Source organism: Pseudomonas sp. GCM10022186 (assembly GCF_042656385.1).
Lineage (GTDB): Bacteria > Pseudomonadota > Gammaproteobacteria > Pseudomonadales > Pseudomonadaceae > Metapseudomonas.
In genome coordinates this window covers 77,064-88,828 of sequence record NZ_JBHSOU010000007.1, presented here as the reverse complement: position 1 = coordinate 88,828, position 11,765 = coordinate 77,064, and the positions used below count along the sequence as shown (strand labels likewise).

Sequence of the window (11,765 nt, the reverse complement as noted above, 5' to 3'; positions counted from 1 at the left end):
GGGAACACGGTGCCGCCGTAGTTGGCGCTGGTCGGGTTGTAGTGGCGGCCCTTGCCGGAATCCAGCTTGACGCCGAGCAGGCCGAGGGCGTCGACGCCCACGCCAACGGTGCCTGCGGTGTAGCCCGAGGCGTAGTTGAAGAGGAAGCCCTGGCCCCATTCCTCCTGCTTGGACGGCAGCGCGGTACCTTCGCGGTTGTCCGAGTTGATGTAGAAGTTGCGCAGGGTCAGGCTGGCCTTGCTGTCTTCGATGAAACCGCCGGCGGCGGCCTGCTGGGCCAGCACGCCGAGGGCGACGGCCAGGGCGAGGGACGACTTGTTCATGCTCGATGCTCCATACGATCTTGAAAGGGTGTTGGACGCCCGGAGCAGGAGCAGACGCGATGCGCCGCTGCGTGACCTTCGAAGCCACTGTCGTTTTCACAGGCTCCGGTGCGAGTGCGATGCGGCGGTCCGCTTTCGGCAGGCCGCCACTCTAGAAGGGATTTGCTAATTTCCAAAAAGAATTATTTTTCAGATGAAAAGACTATTTGGGAATAAGCAAAATTACGGAGCCGGCGGCGCGAGGCTCTCTAAGCTAATTCCAAGAAAGTATTTGAGGGCGCTTTTTTAGATCGTTAATTTTGCACAACCGGAACACCGGACGACCTGACACTCCATCCAGCGTCCCCTGTCCCGGCCTCGCCGATTGCCGGACAGCGCAATCCTCGAGGCCCGCCATGACCCACACGCTTTCCCTCAGCCGCCGCACCCTGCTCGCCCTGACCCTGGCTGCCGGCCTGGTCGGCGCCCTGCCGGCCGATGCCGCCAGCCAACTGCGCATCGGCTACCAGAAATCCTCCACCCTGATCACCCTCCTCAAGGCCCAGGGCACCCTGGAGCGCGAGCTCGGCAAACAGGACATCCGCATCAGCTGGCACGAATTCGCCAGTGGCCAGCCGCTGCTGGAGGCGCTCAACGTCGGCAACATCGATCTGTCGGCCGACGTCGCCGACACCGTGCCAGTCTTCGCCCAGGCGGCCGGCGCCCAGCTGGCCTATTTCGCCCTGGAAGCCCCTTCGCCCGCCGCCCAGGCCATCGTGGTGCACCAGGACTCGCCGCTGAAGGACCCGGCCGACCTCAAGGGCAAGACCATCGCCGTGACCAAGGCCGCCGGCAGCCACTACCTGCTGATCGCCGCACTGGCCAAGGCCGGGCTGAAGTTCAGCGATATCAAGCCGGCCTACCTGACCCCGGCCGATGGCCGCGCCGCCTTCGAGAACCACAAGGTGGATGCCTGGGTGACCTGGGAGCCCTTCCTCAGCACCGCGCGCAACCAGCTGCCCACCCGCACCCTGGCCGATGGCGCAGCCCTGGCCCGGTACCAGCGCTACTACCTGACCAGCACCGCCTACGCCAAGGCTCATCCCGAGGTACTGGACACTGTCTTCGCCGAACTGGTGAAAGCCGGCGACTGGCTGCGCGATCACCCGCGCGAGGCCGCGGAAATCCTCGCGCCGCAATGGGGCGGGCTGGACCCGGCCATAGTCGAGCAGGCCAATGCCCAACGCAGCTATCAGGTACAGGCGGTGCGGGCCGACAGCCTCAAGGAACAGCAGCAGATCGCCGACGCCTTCTTCAACGCCGGGCTCCTGCCCAAGCCGGTGGACGCCCTGAAGGTGGCCATCTGGAGCCCGGAGAAACGCTGATGACCGCCGGATTGCGCCTGCCACTGGATGGCCGGGCCGACATGCCGTTGTTCGACCCGCGCCTGTTCCCCTGCGATCTCGGCCCCTACGGCGAACGCGTCGAGCAACTCGGCCGCCAGTTGGCCGCCAGCGCCATCCTGCGCGACCGCCGGGGTGGCAGTGCGCGCGAGGAGCGGGAACTGCTGCGCGCCAGTGGCCTGCTGACCCTCGCCGTGCCCCTGGCCCATGGCGGCCAGGGCGCCGGCTGGCCGCTGATCTACCGCATCGTCCGCCAGCTCGCCGCAGTGGACAGCTCCCTCGCCCACCTCTTCGCCTTCCAGCACCTGCAGGTGGCCACCCTGCTGCTCTTCGGCAACCCGGCGCAGCAGCGCCACTGGCTCGGCCAGACCGTGCAGCAGCGCTGGTTCTGGGGCAATGCCAGCAATGGCCGCGACCGGCGCCTGCGCCTCGCCCGGCGCGACGAGCATTTCGAGCTGAACGGCTGCAAATCCTTCTGCTCCGGGGCCCTGGGCGCCGATGCGCTGATCGTCAGCGCGCCACGCGGGCACAGCAGCGAAGACCGCGTCTTCCTGGTGTTGCCGACCCAGCGCGAGGGCCTGGCGATCAACGACGACTGGGACGGTTTCGGCCAACGCCAGACCGACAGCGGCAGCGTGCAGTTCGAGAATGTCTTCGTGCACAGCGAGGAACTCCTCGGCCCCAGCGGCGCCAGCCCGCGCAGCACCCTGCGTGCCTGCCTGTCGCAACTGGTGCTGGTGCAGCTCTACCTGGGCAATGCCCAGGGCGCCCTGGATGCGGCCCTGCGCTACACCCGCGAGCAGGCGCGGCCGCGGGCCGGAGCCGAAGTGCTGGCCGCCGGCGACGACCCTTATGTGCAGCAGCGTTTCGGTGACCTCTGGCTGCGCTACCGCAGCGCCCTGCCGCTGGCCGAAGAGGCCGCGCAGCGCCTGCAGGCGGCCTGGGATCGCCCGGCACTCACCGCCGCCGAGCGCGGCGAGGTGGCCCTGGCCATCGCCGAAGCCAAGGTGGTGTCCGCCCGCGCGGCACTGGAGATCACCGCGCAGATCTTCGACAACCTGGGCGCCAGCGCCACCTCCGCGCGCTACGGCCTGGACCGTTTCTGGCGCAACGTGCGGGTGCACAGCCTGCATGACCCGCTGGACTACAAGAGCCGCGACATCGGCCGCTGGTTGTTGGATAACCAGCTGCCGACGCCATCGATCTACTCCTGATGCCTGCTCATAAGCTCATGCTAAAAAATTATTTATTCGCCGTTTTTTAGATCATTTAGATTCTCTTCACCGGACCACCGGACACCCCCGAACGCAACACCCCCTGTCCCGTGGCCCGGCCTCCAAGACCGGCCCAAGCCCGTTGAGGAGCACGCCCATGATCCCGTCCCTGTTCCCCCGTCGCCTGCTGGCGGCCCTGACCCTCGGCGGCCTGGCCCTGAGCGCCCAGGCCGCGGACTTCACCGTCGCCTACCAGACCACCGTCGACCCGGCCAAGGTGGCCCAGGCCGACGGCGCCTACGAGAAAGCCAGCAAGTCGCAGATCGACTGGCGCAAGTTCGACAGCGGCGCGGACGTCATCACCGCCGTCGCCTCCGGGGACGTGCAGATCGGCTACGTCGGCTCCAGCCCGCTGGCCGCCGCGGCGACCCGCCAGCTGCCGATCCAGACCTTCCTCATCGCCACCCAGATCGGCGACGCCGAAGCCCTGGTGGCGCGCAACGGCGCCGGCATCGCCAAGCCCGAGGACCTGGTCGGCAAGAAGATCGCCGTGCCCTTCGTTTCCACCGGCCACTACAGCCTGCTGGCGGCGCTGAAGCACTGGCAGATCGACCCCACCAAGGTCACCATCCTCAACCTCGCGCCGCCGGCCATCATCGCCGCCTGGCAGCGCGGCGACATCGACGCCACCTACGTCTGGGACCCGGCCCTGGGGGTGGCCAAGGCCAACGGCAAGGTGCTGATAAGCTCCGGTGAGCTGGGCAAACTGGGCGCGCCCACCTTCGACGCCTGGATCGTGCGCAAGGATTTCGCCGAGAAACATCCGGAAGTCGTCCGCGCCTTCGCCAAGGTGACCCTCGACGCCTACGCCGACTACCGCAAGGACCCGCAGGCCTGGCTGGCCGACAAGGGCAACGTCGACAAGCTGGTGAAGCTCTCCGGCGCCAAGGCCGAGGACATCCCGCTGCTGCTGCAGGGCAACGTCTTCCCGCTGGCCGCCGACCAGGCCACCGCCCTCGGCGCGCCGACCACCCAGGCCATCAGCGAAACCGCGCGCTTCCTCAAGGAGCAGGGCAAGGTCGAGGCGGTGCTGCCTGATTACGCGCCCTACGTCAGCGCCAAGTACGTGACCAACTGAGTCGCACCTTGCCTGCCCGGAACCACCGGGCAGGCCACTTCCGAGACTCGCAGAAAATGGCCTTACTCAAGCTGGAGCGTATCAGCGCACAGTACCCCGGCACGGCCGAGCCGGTACTGACCGACATTTCCTTCGACCTCGGCCCCGGCGAGCTGCTGGTGGCCCTGGGCCCCTCCGGCAGCGGCAAGACGACGCTGCTCAACCTGATCGCCGGCTTCGTGCCGCCCAGCGCCGGGCGCATCACCCTCGACGGCCATCCGGTCAGCGGCCCCGGCGCCGAGCGCGGCGTGGTGTTCCAGGACGACGCCCTGCTGCCCTGGCAGGATGTGCTCGGCAATGTCGCCTTCGGCCTGCAACTGGCCGGCGTGCCCCGCGCCGAACGCGAGGCCAAGGCGCGTGAACTGCTCGTCCTGGTGGACCTCGCCGGCTTCGACAAGCGGCGCATCTGGGAGCTTTCCGGCGGGCAGAAACAGCGCGTCGGCATTGCCCGCGCCCTGGCCGCAGACCCGCGCGTGCTGCTGATGGACGAGCCCTTCGGCGCCCTCGACGCCTTCACCCGCGAACAGATGCAGGAACTGCTGCTGCAAGTCTGGCGCCGCGCCGCCAAGCCGGTGTTCCTGATCACCCACGACATCGAGGAAGCGGTGTTCCTCGCCACTGAACTCGTCCTGCTCTCGCCCAACCCCGGGCGCATCGCCGAACGCCTGCGCCTGGACTTCGGCCAGCGCTACGCCGCCGGGGAAAGCGCGCGGGCGATCAAGTCCGATCCGCACTTCATCGAGACCCGCGAGCACGTGCTCGCCCAGGTCTTCGCCGAACGCCAGAGGAGAAGCGCATGAGCAGCCTCGACATCCCCGTGGCCAACAAGATTCCCGCCAAGGCCCCGACGCGGACTCGCCGTCCCGTCAGCACCCTGTCCATCAGCCTGCTGACCCTCGCCACACTGCTGCTGGCCTGGTGGGGCGTGACCAGCGCAGGCCTCATCGAACCGCTGTTCCTGCCCAGCCCGCAGGCCATCGCCCGCAAGGGCTGGACGCTGCTGGCCCAGGGCTACATGGACGCCAGCCTCTGGCAACACCTGGGCGCCAGCCTCGGGCGCATCGGCCTGGCCCTGCTGGCGGCGGTGCTGAGCGCCATCCCGCTTGGCGTCGCCATCGGCCGCAACCGCATCGCGCGCGGCATCTTCGACCCGCTGATCGAGTTCTACCGGCCCATCCCGCCCCTGGCCTACCTGCCGCTGATCGTGATCTGGTGCGGTATCGGCGAGCTGTCCAAGGTACTGCTGATCTACCTCGCGATCTTCGCGCCGATCGCCATCGCCACCGCCACCGGCGTGCGCAACGTCGACCCGGCGCGGCTGCGCGCGGCGCAGTCCCTCGGCGCCACCCAGGCGCAACTGATCCGCCACGTGATCCTGCCCAGCGCCCTGCCGGACATCCTCACCGGCGTGCGCATCGGCCTCGGCGTCGGCTGGTCCACCCTGGTGGCCGCCGAACTGGTGGCCGCCACCCGCGGCCTGGGCTTCATGGTGCAGTCGGCGGCGCAGTTCCTGGTCACCGACGTGGTGATCCTCGGCATCCTGGTCATCGCCCTGATCGCCTTCGCCCTCGAACTCGGCCTGCGCGCCCTGCAACGCAAGCTCGTGCCCTGGCACGGGCAGAGCCACTGACCCCATTTGAACCCCGTAGGTTGGCGCCGAGCGCAGCGAGGCCCAACACCACGAATCCTCGCGAGACACCCGCCATGCCCCTGCACATCACCCCGCTGTCCCCCGCCCTCGGCGCCGTGGTCGAAGGCCTCGACCTGGCCAGCCCCCTCGACGCCAGCCAGCGCGAGGCGGTCGGGAAGGCCCTGCTCGCCCACCAGGTGCTGTTCTTCCGCGACCAGCCGCTGGAGCCGCAACAGCAGGCCGCCTTCGCCCGCCATTTCGGCGACCTGCATATCCACCCCATCTACCCGAACATCCCCGGGCAGCCGGAAGTGCTGGTGCTGGACACCGCCGTCACCGACGTGCGCGACAACGCCCTCTGGCACACCGACGTGACCTTCCTGGAAACCCCGGCCCTGGGCGCGGTGCTGGCCGCCAAGCAACTGCCGCCCCATGGCGGCGACACCCTCTGGGCCAGCAGCAGCGCGGCTTTCGACGCGCTGTCGAAACCCCTCCAGCAGTTGCTCGAAGGCCTGACCGCCACCCACGACCTGTCCCGCTCCTTCCCCGAGGAGCGCTTCAGCCTGACGCCGGAAGAACACGCGCGCCTGGAAGAGGCCAAGCGCAAGAACCCGCCACGCAGCCACCCGGTGGTGCGCACCCACCCGGTCACCGGGCGCAAGGGGCTGTTCGTCAACGAGGGGTTCACCACCCGCATCAACGAGCTGTCCGCCGCCGAGAGCGACGCGTTGCTGCGCTTGCTCTTCGCCCATTCGACGCGCCCGGAATTCACCATCCGCTGGCGCTGGCAGGCCAATGACGTGGCCTTCTGGGACAACCGCATCACCCAGCATTTCGCCGTCGACGACTACCGGCCGCAGCGGCGGGTGATGCACAGGGCGACCATCCTGGGGGACAGGCCGTTCTGAACCTCGCCCCCCTCTCCCCCGGCCCCTCTCCCTGAAGGGCGAGGGGAGCCAGGCCGTGCGGAGATTCAGTACGGCGCTCCGCTTGACTCGGAGTTTCCGGTAACTCCGAAAACAGCAGGCGCGAGTCACCCCTCTCCTCTTCAGGGGTGAAGAGGCACGCTTTCGGAAGCACCGCTTCCGGTGCCGATGAACGCCTGAGCGCGAAGCGATCAGGCAGGGGCGCAGGGCGGGGGCCGGGGGTGAGGGCAACGCTACCCAACTCCCGCAAATACCCCCAGGGATAGATCCCCCGCTCGTGCCCATCGCTGAACACCAGCTGCACGCCATAGCCCTGCAGGGCGATGCGCTCCAGGCGCACGCTCTCTTCCACCAGGCCGATCGCCCCGCGCATCCGCGCCGCCTTGCATTGCGAGCAGGGGCAGGCGCCGCGCAGGCGCGCATGGCTGATCGCCTGCTGCTCGCCATCGGCCCATTCCAGGGTCAGCAGCGCCTGGCTGCGGGAATTGCGCAGGGCGCCGGGGGCGTCCATCAGGCCGCCCCCTGCAGTTGCGCCAGGGCGATGCGCACCGCCTTGCGCACTTCCGGATCGCCGTCGGCTTCCGCCGCACGCAGGGCCGGCAGCGCGGCGGCATCGCCCAGTTCACCGAGGGCCAGCGCCGCCTCCTTGCGCAGGTTGGCGATGCCATGGCCGAGCAGCGCGGCCAGCTCGCCCAGGGCCGGACGATGGCGCAGGCGGCCGAGGGCGCGGGCGGCGCGCAGGCGCACCTGCCAGTAGTCATCCTCCAGGGCCCGCACCAGGGCCGGCCCCGCGTCGTCCAGGCCGACCTTGCCGAGGGTGGTGGCGGCTTCCTCGCGCACCTGCCAGGCGTTGTCGCGCAGGGCGGCATGCAGGGCCGGCAGCACCTGGGCGTCACGGGCCAGGCCGAGGGCGCCGGTGGCGGCGCGGCGCACCTCGGTGTCCGGGTCGTCGCTGGCCAGGCGCGCCAGCTCCGGCAGCGCGGGTTCGTGCCGGAGCCAGCCGAGGATGCCCACCGCCTCGCGGCGCACCGACGCTTCGCCATCGGCCAGGGCCCGCAATGCCGGCCCGGCGGCCTCCTCCAGGCGCAGCTCGCGCAGGGCGCGCAGGGCACTGGCACGGACGAAGGCCTCGGCATGGGTCACCCAGGGCAGGATCAACTGGCCGGCCTCCAGGCTTTTCAGTTCGCCGAGGCTCTGGGCGGCGGCCAGGCGCACCGGCTCGGCGGCATCCGCCAGCGCCGCGCAGAGTGCCTGCACCACCTCGGGTTCTTCCCAGGCTTCCAGCAAGCGCGCGGCCTCGGCGCGCACCTCGGCGGCCGGGTCCACCACCAGGGCGTCGGTGAGCCAGGGCAGGCCGTCCGGGTCTTCCAGGTCGGCCAGTTCGATCAGGGCGATGCGCCGCACGCCGGCGTCGGTATCGGTCAGGCGCGGCAGCAGTTCGAGGATGTCGGGGTTGTCGGTTTCACGGTTCATAGGGCGATTCGCAATGGCGGGTGGTCGGTGGGCAGGCCCAGCGGCGTCAGGCGTGGCAACTCGCGGCCCTCTTCGTGGCGCAGCAGTTCCAGGCAATGACGCTTGAGGTGGGTGAAGCCGGGGCTGGTGAGCAGGCTGGCGCGGCGCGGGCGTGGGAAATCCAGGCGCAGGTCCTCGATGAAGCGGCCGGGGCGCGGGCTCATCACCAGGATGCGGTCGGCGAGGAACAGCGCCTCGTCGATGTCGTGGGTGACGAACACCACGGTGGTGCGGATGCGCGTCCAGATATCCAGCAGCAGCTCCTGCATGCGCGAACGGGTCTGCGCGTCCAGGGCGCCGAAGGGTTCGTCCATCAGCAACAGGCGCGGGCGGTTGATCAGCACCCGGGCGATCTCGGCGCGCTGCTGCATGCCGCCGGAGAGCTGGCTGGGCCAGCGCCCGGCGAAGTCGGCCAGGCCCACCAGCTGGAGGAACTCGGCGGCGCGGCGGTGACGCTCGGCCTTGCCGAGGCCCTGCATCTTCAGGCCGAAGGCGACGTTGTCGAGCACGCTGCGCCAGGGCAGCAGGGTGTGGTGCTGGAACACCATGCCGCGCTCGGGCGCGGGGCCGGCCACCGGCTGGCCGTCCACCTCCAGGCGGCCGCTGGCGGGGGTCAGGTGCCCGGCCAGGGCGCCGAGCAGGGTGGACTTGCCGCAGCCGGAAGGGCCGAGGATGCAGACGAATTCTCCCGGCGCGATGGAAAAATCCAGGGCCTGCACCGCCTCGAAGGCGTCACGCCCCTGGCCCAGGCGGATGGAAACGCCGCGCGCCTCGATGCGGCCGGGCTCGACGGATCGCTCGAACGCGCTCATCAGGCGGCCCTCCGCGTGTGATACCAGGGCGTGGCCAGGGCGCCGAGGCGCTTGACCAGGGCGCTGCTGCCCATGCCCAGCAGGCCGATCAGCAGCATGCCGACGATGATGTCCGGGTAGTTCTGCACCACGTAGGACTCCCAGGTGTAGTAACCGATGCCGAACTGCCCGGAGATCATCTCGGCGGTGACCAGGCAGAACCAGGAGGTGCCCATGCCGATGGCGAGGCCAGTGACGATGCTCGGCGCCGCGCCGGGCAGGATCACCTCGCGCAGGATCGCCAGGCGCCCGGCACCCAGGCTGCGCGCCGAGGCGATCAGGCGCGGGTCGACACCTTCCACCCCGTGCACGGTGTTGAGCAGGATGGGGAACAGCGCGCCGGTGAAGGTGATGAACACCATGGACAGCTCCGACGAGGGGAACATCAGGATGGCCAGGGGAATCCAGGCCACCGCCGGGATCGGCCGCAGCACTTCAAGGGGCGGCAGCAGACTGTCCTCGGCCCACTTCGAGCGGCCGATGGCCAGGCCCAGCGCCACGCCGAGGACGGCGGCGGACAGGTAACCCGCGAACACCCGCGCCAGGCTGCTGGAGAGGTGCGGCAGCAGCTTGCTGGAGTGCAGCAATTGCCAGGCGGCATCGAGCACCGCGGCGGGCGTGGGCACGTAGGTGAAGGTGAACAGGCCGAGGTCGAGCCGCGCGGTGGCGGCCAGCTGCCAGAACAGCAGGCAGGCGGCCAGCGAGGCGAGGCGCAGGGGCCAGCGGTAGAGGTTGGTCATCGATCTTCTCCTGGCTGTCCCCCTCTCCCCAGCCCTCTCCCCGAGGGGAGAGGGGGCGGTCCGTGCATGGCGAAACCGGCGCGAGTCACCCCTCGCCCGCTTGCGGGAGAGGGGCCGGGGGAGAGGGCAAGGGCCGTCAGCGCTGGGCCACCAGCTTCTGGTTGGCGCTGACGAAGTCCAGCGCGGTGCCGCCATGTTGCTGGGCGTACTGCTCGGCCTGGGACTTGAGCAGGAAGGCGGACAGCTCGCCCTTGTCGCTGCGCACGAACCAGGCCTGGTTGGCCAGCAGCTTGATGCCGCTGTCGGCGGCCTGGGCATAGATGGCGCGGATGTCCTTGCCCTCCTGCTCCAGCTGCGCCAGGGCGCTCAGCGCGGCCTCCGGCGAGGCGTAGTGGCGCACCTTGTCCTCGCCGCGCACCCAGATCTGCGCCAGGCGCCTGAAGTCGCTGATCGGCTTGCCGGTGAGCGCGTCATTGGCCTCGAGCGGCAGCTGGGCGTAGTTCTTCAGCGCCTTGTCGTAGTCCTGGCCGGCCTGCTGGAAGGCGGCGCGGATGTACTGGTCATCGATGAACTTGCCGGTGTCCAGGCCGCGATCGGTCTTCTTCAGCAGCTTCAAGGTGTCGATGGAAGTGGCCACCGCCTTGCGGTATTCGGGCTTCCAGGTCAGGTCGCGGGTCTGCAGGCCGAGGGGGCCGTGGAACAGGTAGTTCACCTCGGCCTCGATGCCGGTGACCTTCTCGATCAGTTCGCTGTACTTCTCCGGCGACTCGGCGAACAGGCGGTCGGCCTCCAGGCTGGCGCGCAGGTAGGCGGTGACGATCTCCGGGTACTGCTTCGCGTAGGCCGCGTCCACCAGGGCGCCGTGGAATGTGGGCGCCTCGGCCTGGGAGCCGTCGTAGATCTTCCGCGCGAAGCCCCGGTTGGGGAACAGCTCGGCGAAGGGCACGAAGTCGGCGTGGGCCTCGATGCGGTTGCTGCGCAGGGCGGAGCCGGCGATCTCCGGCGGCTGGGCGATGATCCGCACGTCCTTCTCCGGGTCCCAGCCCTGGGCGGCGACGGCGCGCAGCAGCATGCCGTGGGCGGTGGAGGCGAAGGGCACGGAAATGGTCTTGCCCTTGAGTTCGGCCAGCGACTGCACGCTGGAAGAGGCCGGCACCACGATGCCGTTGCCGCTGCCCCGGGTACTGCCGGAAAGCACGCTGATGAACAGGCTGCGCTTGCCGGCGTCCAGGTGGGCGACGCCATTGAACGAGCCGGGGAAGTCGGCCATGGCGCCGAAGTCCAGCTTGCCGGCGACCATCTCGTTGGTCAGCGGCGCGCCGCTGGTGAAGTTCTTCCACTCCACCTGGTAGTCGGCGTCCTGGTACTTGCCGTCATGGGGCAGGTACTTCTCCAGCAGGCCCAGCTCGCGGATGAGCAGGCCACCGGTGGCGCAATTGATGGTGGTGTCCTGGGTGCCGATGGCGATGCGGATGGTTTCGGCTGAGGCGGACAGGCTGGACACGGCCAGCGCGAGGCCGGCGATTGTTGCACGAAGGCGCATGGGATTTTCCCCTCGAATCATTGAGTGTTGGAATCGTCTCCGCCACAGGGCTGGGTGGTGGGAAACGAGGGGCTTTCGGGTGAGGCGTCCGGGGGTTGGCCGGATGGCGGCGATTACCCCCTCTCCCACGAGTGGGAGAGGGGAGAATCTGGTCAGCGCAGCAGGTAGGGAATCTCCACCTTCACCGCGCCGGTGGGGCAATCCTTCTCGCAGGGCATGCAGTACCAGCATTCGTCGAAGGCCATGTAGGCCTTCTGGGTGGCCGGGTTGATGGCCAGCAGGTCCATGGGGCAGACCTCGACGCAGACGGTGCAGCCCTTCTCGGCGATGCACTTGTCTTCGTCGATGGTCACCGGCGCGCTGCTGCGGAAGAAGATTTCCTGGGGGCGATGGGCCATTTCACGAATTCCTTGGAGCCTGGGGCTCTCGCGTTATGTTGCGTCTTATCCGGCGAACCTCGCCGTAGG

11 protein-coding genes and 2 pseudogenes are annotated in these 11,765 nt (G+C 69.1%); 6 read left to right on the top strand and 7 right to left on the bottom strand.

The window, feature by feature from the left end; translation table 11 throughout:
• Positions 1–323 (bottom strand): annotated as a pseudogene (locus ACFPU0_RS04490) (OprD family outer membrane porin); the annotation flags it as partial.
• A 395-nt stretch (positions 324–718) separates the two neighbouring features.
• On the opposite strand from ACFPU0_RS04490, the gene ACFPU0_RS04485 reads away from it, so the two are divergent.
• The 6 genes from ACFPU0_RS04485 (at position 719) to tauD (ending at position 6,634) form a co-directional block, all read left to right on the top strand.
• Positions 719–1,687: an aliphatic sulfonate ABC transporter substrate-binding protein gene (locus ACFPU0_RS04485; RefSeq protein ID WP_377691585.1), complete on the top strand. Its 969-nt coding sequence runs from the start codon at positions 719–721 to the stop codon at positions 1,685–1,687.
• On the top strand, positions 1,687–2,919 hold the full coding sequence (locus tag ACFPU0_RS04480) for an acyl-CoA dehydrogenase family protein (RefSeq protein WP_377691584.1): 1,233 nt from the start codon (positions 1,687–1,689) through the stop codon (positions 2,917–2,919). Before ACFPU0_RS04485 ends, ACFPU0_RS04480 begins: the two co-directional genes overlap by 1 nt.
• 157 nt (positions 2,920–3,076) lie before the next feature.
• Positions 3,077–4,057, top strand: a complete 981-nt coding sequence (tauA, locus tag ACFPU0_RS04475; protein WP_377691583.1) for a taurine ABC transporter substrate-binding protein — start codon at positions 3,077–3,079, stop codon at positions 4,055–4,057.
• 56 nt (positions 4,058–4,113) lie between these two features.
• The gene (gene tauB / locus ACFPU0_RS04470) at positions 4,114–4,896 is read left to right on the top strand and encodes a taurine ABC transporter ATP-binding subunit (protein WP_377691582.1); all 783 of its coding nucleotides are present in this window, start codon (positions 4,114–4,116) and stop codon (positions 4,894–4,896) included.
• A complete protein-coding gene (gene tauC, locus ACFPU0_RS04465) occupies positions 4,893–5,726 on the top strand; it encodes a taurine ABC transporter permease TauC (protein ID WP_377691581.1) in 834 nt (277 codons plus the stop codon). The genes tauB and tauC overlap by 4 nt, the downstream gene beginning before the upstream one ends.
• Positions 5,727–5,800: 74 nt before the next feature.
• A complete protein-coding gene (gene tauD, locus ACFPU0_RS04460) occupies positions 5,801–6,634 on the top strand; it encodes a taurine dioxygenase (protein ID WP_377691580.1) in 834 nt (277 codons plus the stop codon).
• Positions 6,635–6,887: 253 nt separating this feature from the next.
• On the opposite strand, the pseudogene ACFPU0_RS04455 reads toward tauD, so the two are convergent.
• From ACFPU0_RS04455 to ACFPU0_RS04430, 6 genes and pseudogenes are all read right to left on the bottom strand, one after another.
• A pseudogene (locus tag ACFPU0_RS04455) lies at positions 6,888–7,163 on the bottom strand (DUF971 domain-containing protein); the annotation flags it as partial.
• A complete protein-coding gene (locus ACFPU0_RS04450) occupies positions 7,163–8,125 on the bottom strand; it encodes a HEAT repeat domain-containing protein (RefSeq protein ID WP_377691579.1) in 963 nt (320 codons plus the stop codon). The gene ACFPU0_RS04450 and the pseudogene ACFPU0_RS04455, both read right to left, overlap by 1 nt.
• Complete coding sequence (locus tag ACFPU0_RS04445) at positions 8,122–8,976, bottom strand: ABC transporter ATP-binding protein (RefSeq protein WP_377691578.1); 855 nt, start codon at positions 8,974–8,976, stop codon at positions 8,122–8,124. Before ACFPU0_RS04445 ends, ACFPU0_RS04450 begins: the two co-directional genes overlap by 4 nt.
• On the bottom strand, positions 8,976–9,755 hold the full coding sequence (locus ACFPU0_RS04440; protein WP_377691577.1) for an ABC transporter permease: 780 nt from the start codon (positions 9,753–9,755) through the stop codon (positions 8,976–8,978). The genes ACFPU0_RS04445 and ACFPU0_RS04440 overlap by 1 nt, the downstream gene beginning before the upstream one ends.
• Before the next feature lie 136 nt (positions 9,756–9,891).
• Positions 9,892–11,298 carry an ABC transporter substrate-binding protein gene (locus ACFPU0_RS04435; RefSeq protein ID WP_377691576.1) on the bottom strand — a complete coding sequence of 469 codons (1,407 nt, stop codon included), beginning with the start codon at positions 11,296–11,298 and terminating at the stop codon, positions 9,892–9,894.
• A gap of 152 nt (positions 11,299–11,450) precedes the next feature.
• Positions 11,451–11,696 (bottom strand): 4Fe-4S dicluster domain-containing protein, encoded by a 246-nt coding sequence (locus ACFPU0_RS04430; protein ID WP_377691575.1) that lies wholly within the window; start codon positions 11,694–11,696, stop codon positions 11,451–11,453.
• Positions 11,697–11,765: the final 69 nt, after the last annotated feature.

Excerpts from the sequence above, each read along its gene's own strand:
- tauB (WP_377691582.1), top strand. The coding sequence starts at position 4,114 with ATGGCCTTACTCAAGCTGGAGCGTATCAGCGCACAGTACCCCGGCACG.
- ACFPU0_RS04445 (WP_377691578.1), bottom strand. The coding sequence starts at position 8,976 with ATGAGCGCGTTCGAGCGATCCGTCGAGCCCGGCCGCATCGAGGCGCGC.
- tauD (WP_377691580.1), top strand. The coding sequence starts at position 5,801 with ATGCCCCTGCACATCACCCCGCTGTCCCCCGCCCTCGGCGCCGTGGTC.
- ACFPU0_RS04435 (WP_377691576.1), bottom strand. The coding sequence starts at position 11,298 with ATGCGCCTTCGTGCAACAATCGCCGGCCTCGCGCTGGCCGTGTCCAGC.
- tauA (WP_377691583.1), top strand. The coding sequence starts at position 3,077 with ATGATCCCGTCCCTGTTCCCCCGTCGCCTGCTGGCGGCCCTGACCCTC.
- ACFPU0_RS04485 (WP_377691585.1), top strand. The coding sequence starts at position 719 with ATGACCCACACGCTTTCCCTCAGCCGCCGCACCCTGCTCGCCCTGACC.
- tauC (WP_377691581.1), top strand. The coding sequence starts at position 4,893 with ATGAGCAGCCTCGACATCCCCGTGGCCAACAAGATTCCCGCCAAGGCC.
- ACFPU0_RS04480 (WP_377691584.1), top strand. The coding sequence starts at position 1,687 with ATGACCGCCGGATTGCGCCTGCCACTGGATGGCCGGGCCGACATGCCG.
- ACFPU0_RS04450 (WP_377691579.1), bottom strand. The coding sequence starts at position 8,125 with ATGAACCGTGAAACCGACAACCCCGACATCCTCGAACTGCTGCCGCGC.
- ACFPU0_RS04440 (WP_377691577.1), bottom strand. The coding sequence starts at position 9,755 with ATGACCAACCTCTACCGCTGGCCCCTGCGCCTCGCCTCGCTGGCCGCC.
- ACFPU0_RS04430 (WP_377691575.1), bottom strand. The coding sequence starts at position 11,696 with ATGGCCCATCGCCCCCAGGAAATCTTCTTCCGCAGCAGCGCGCCGGTG.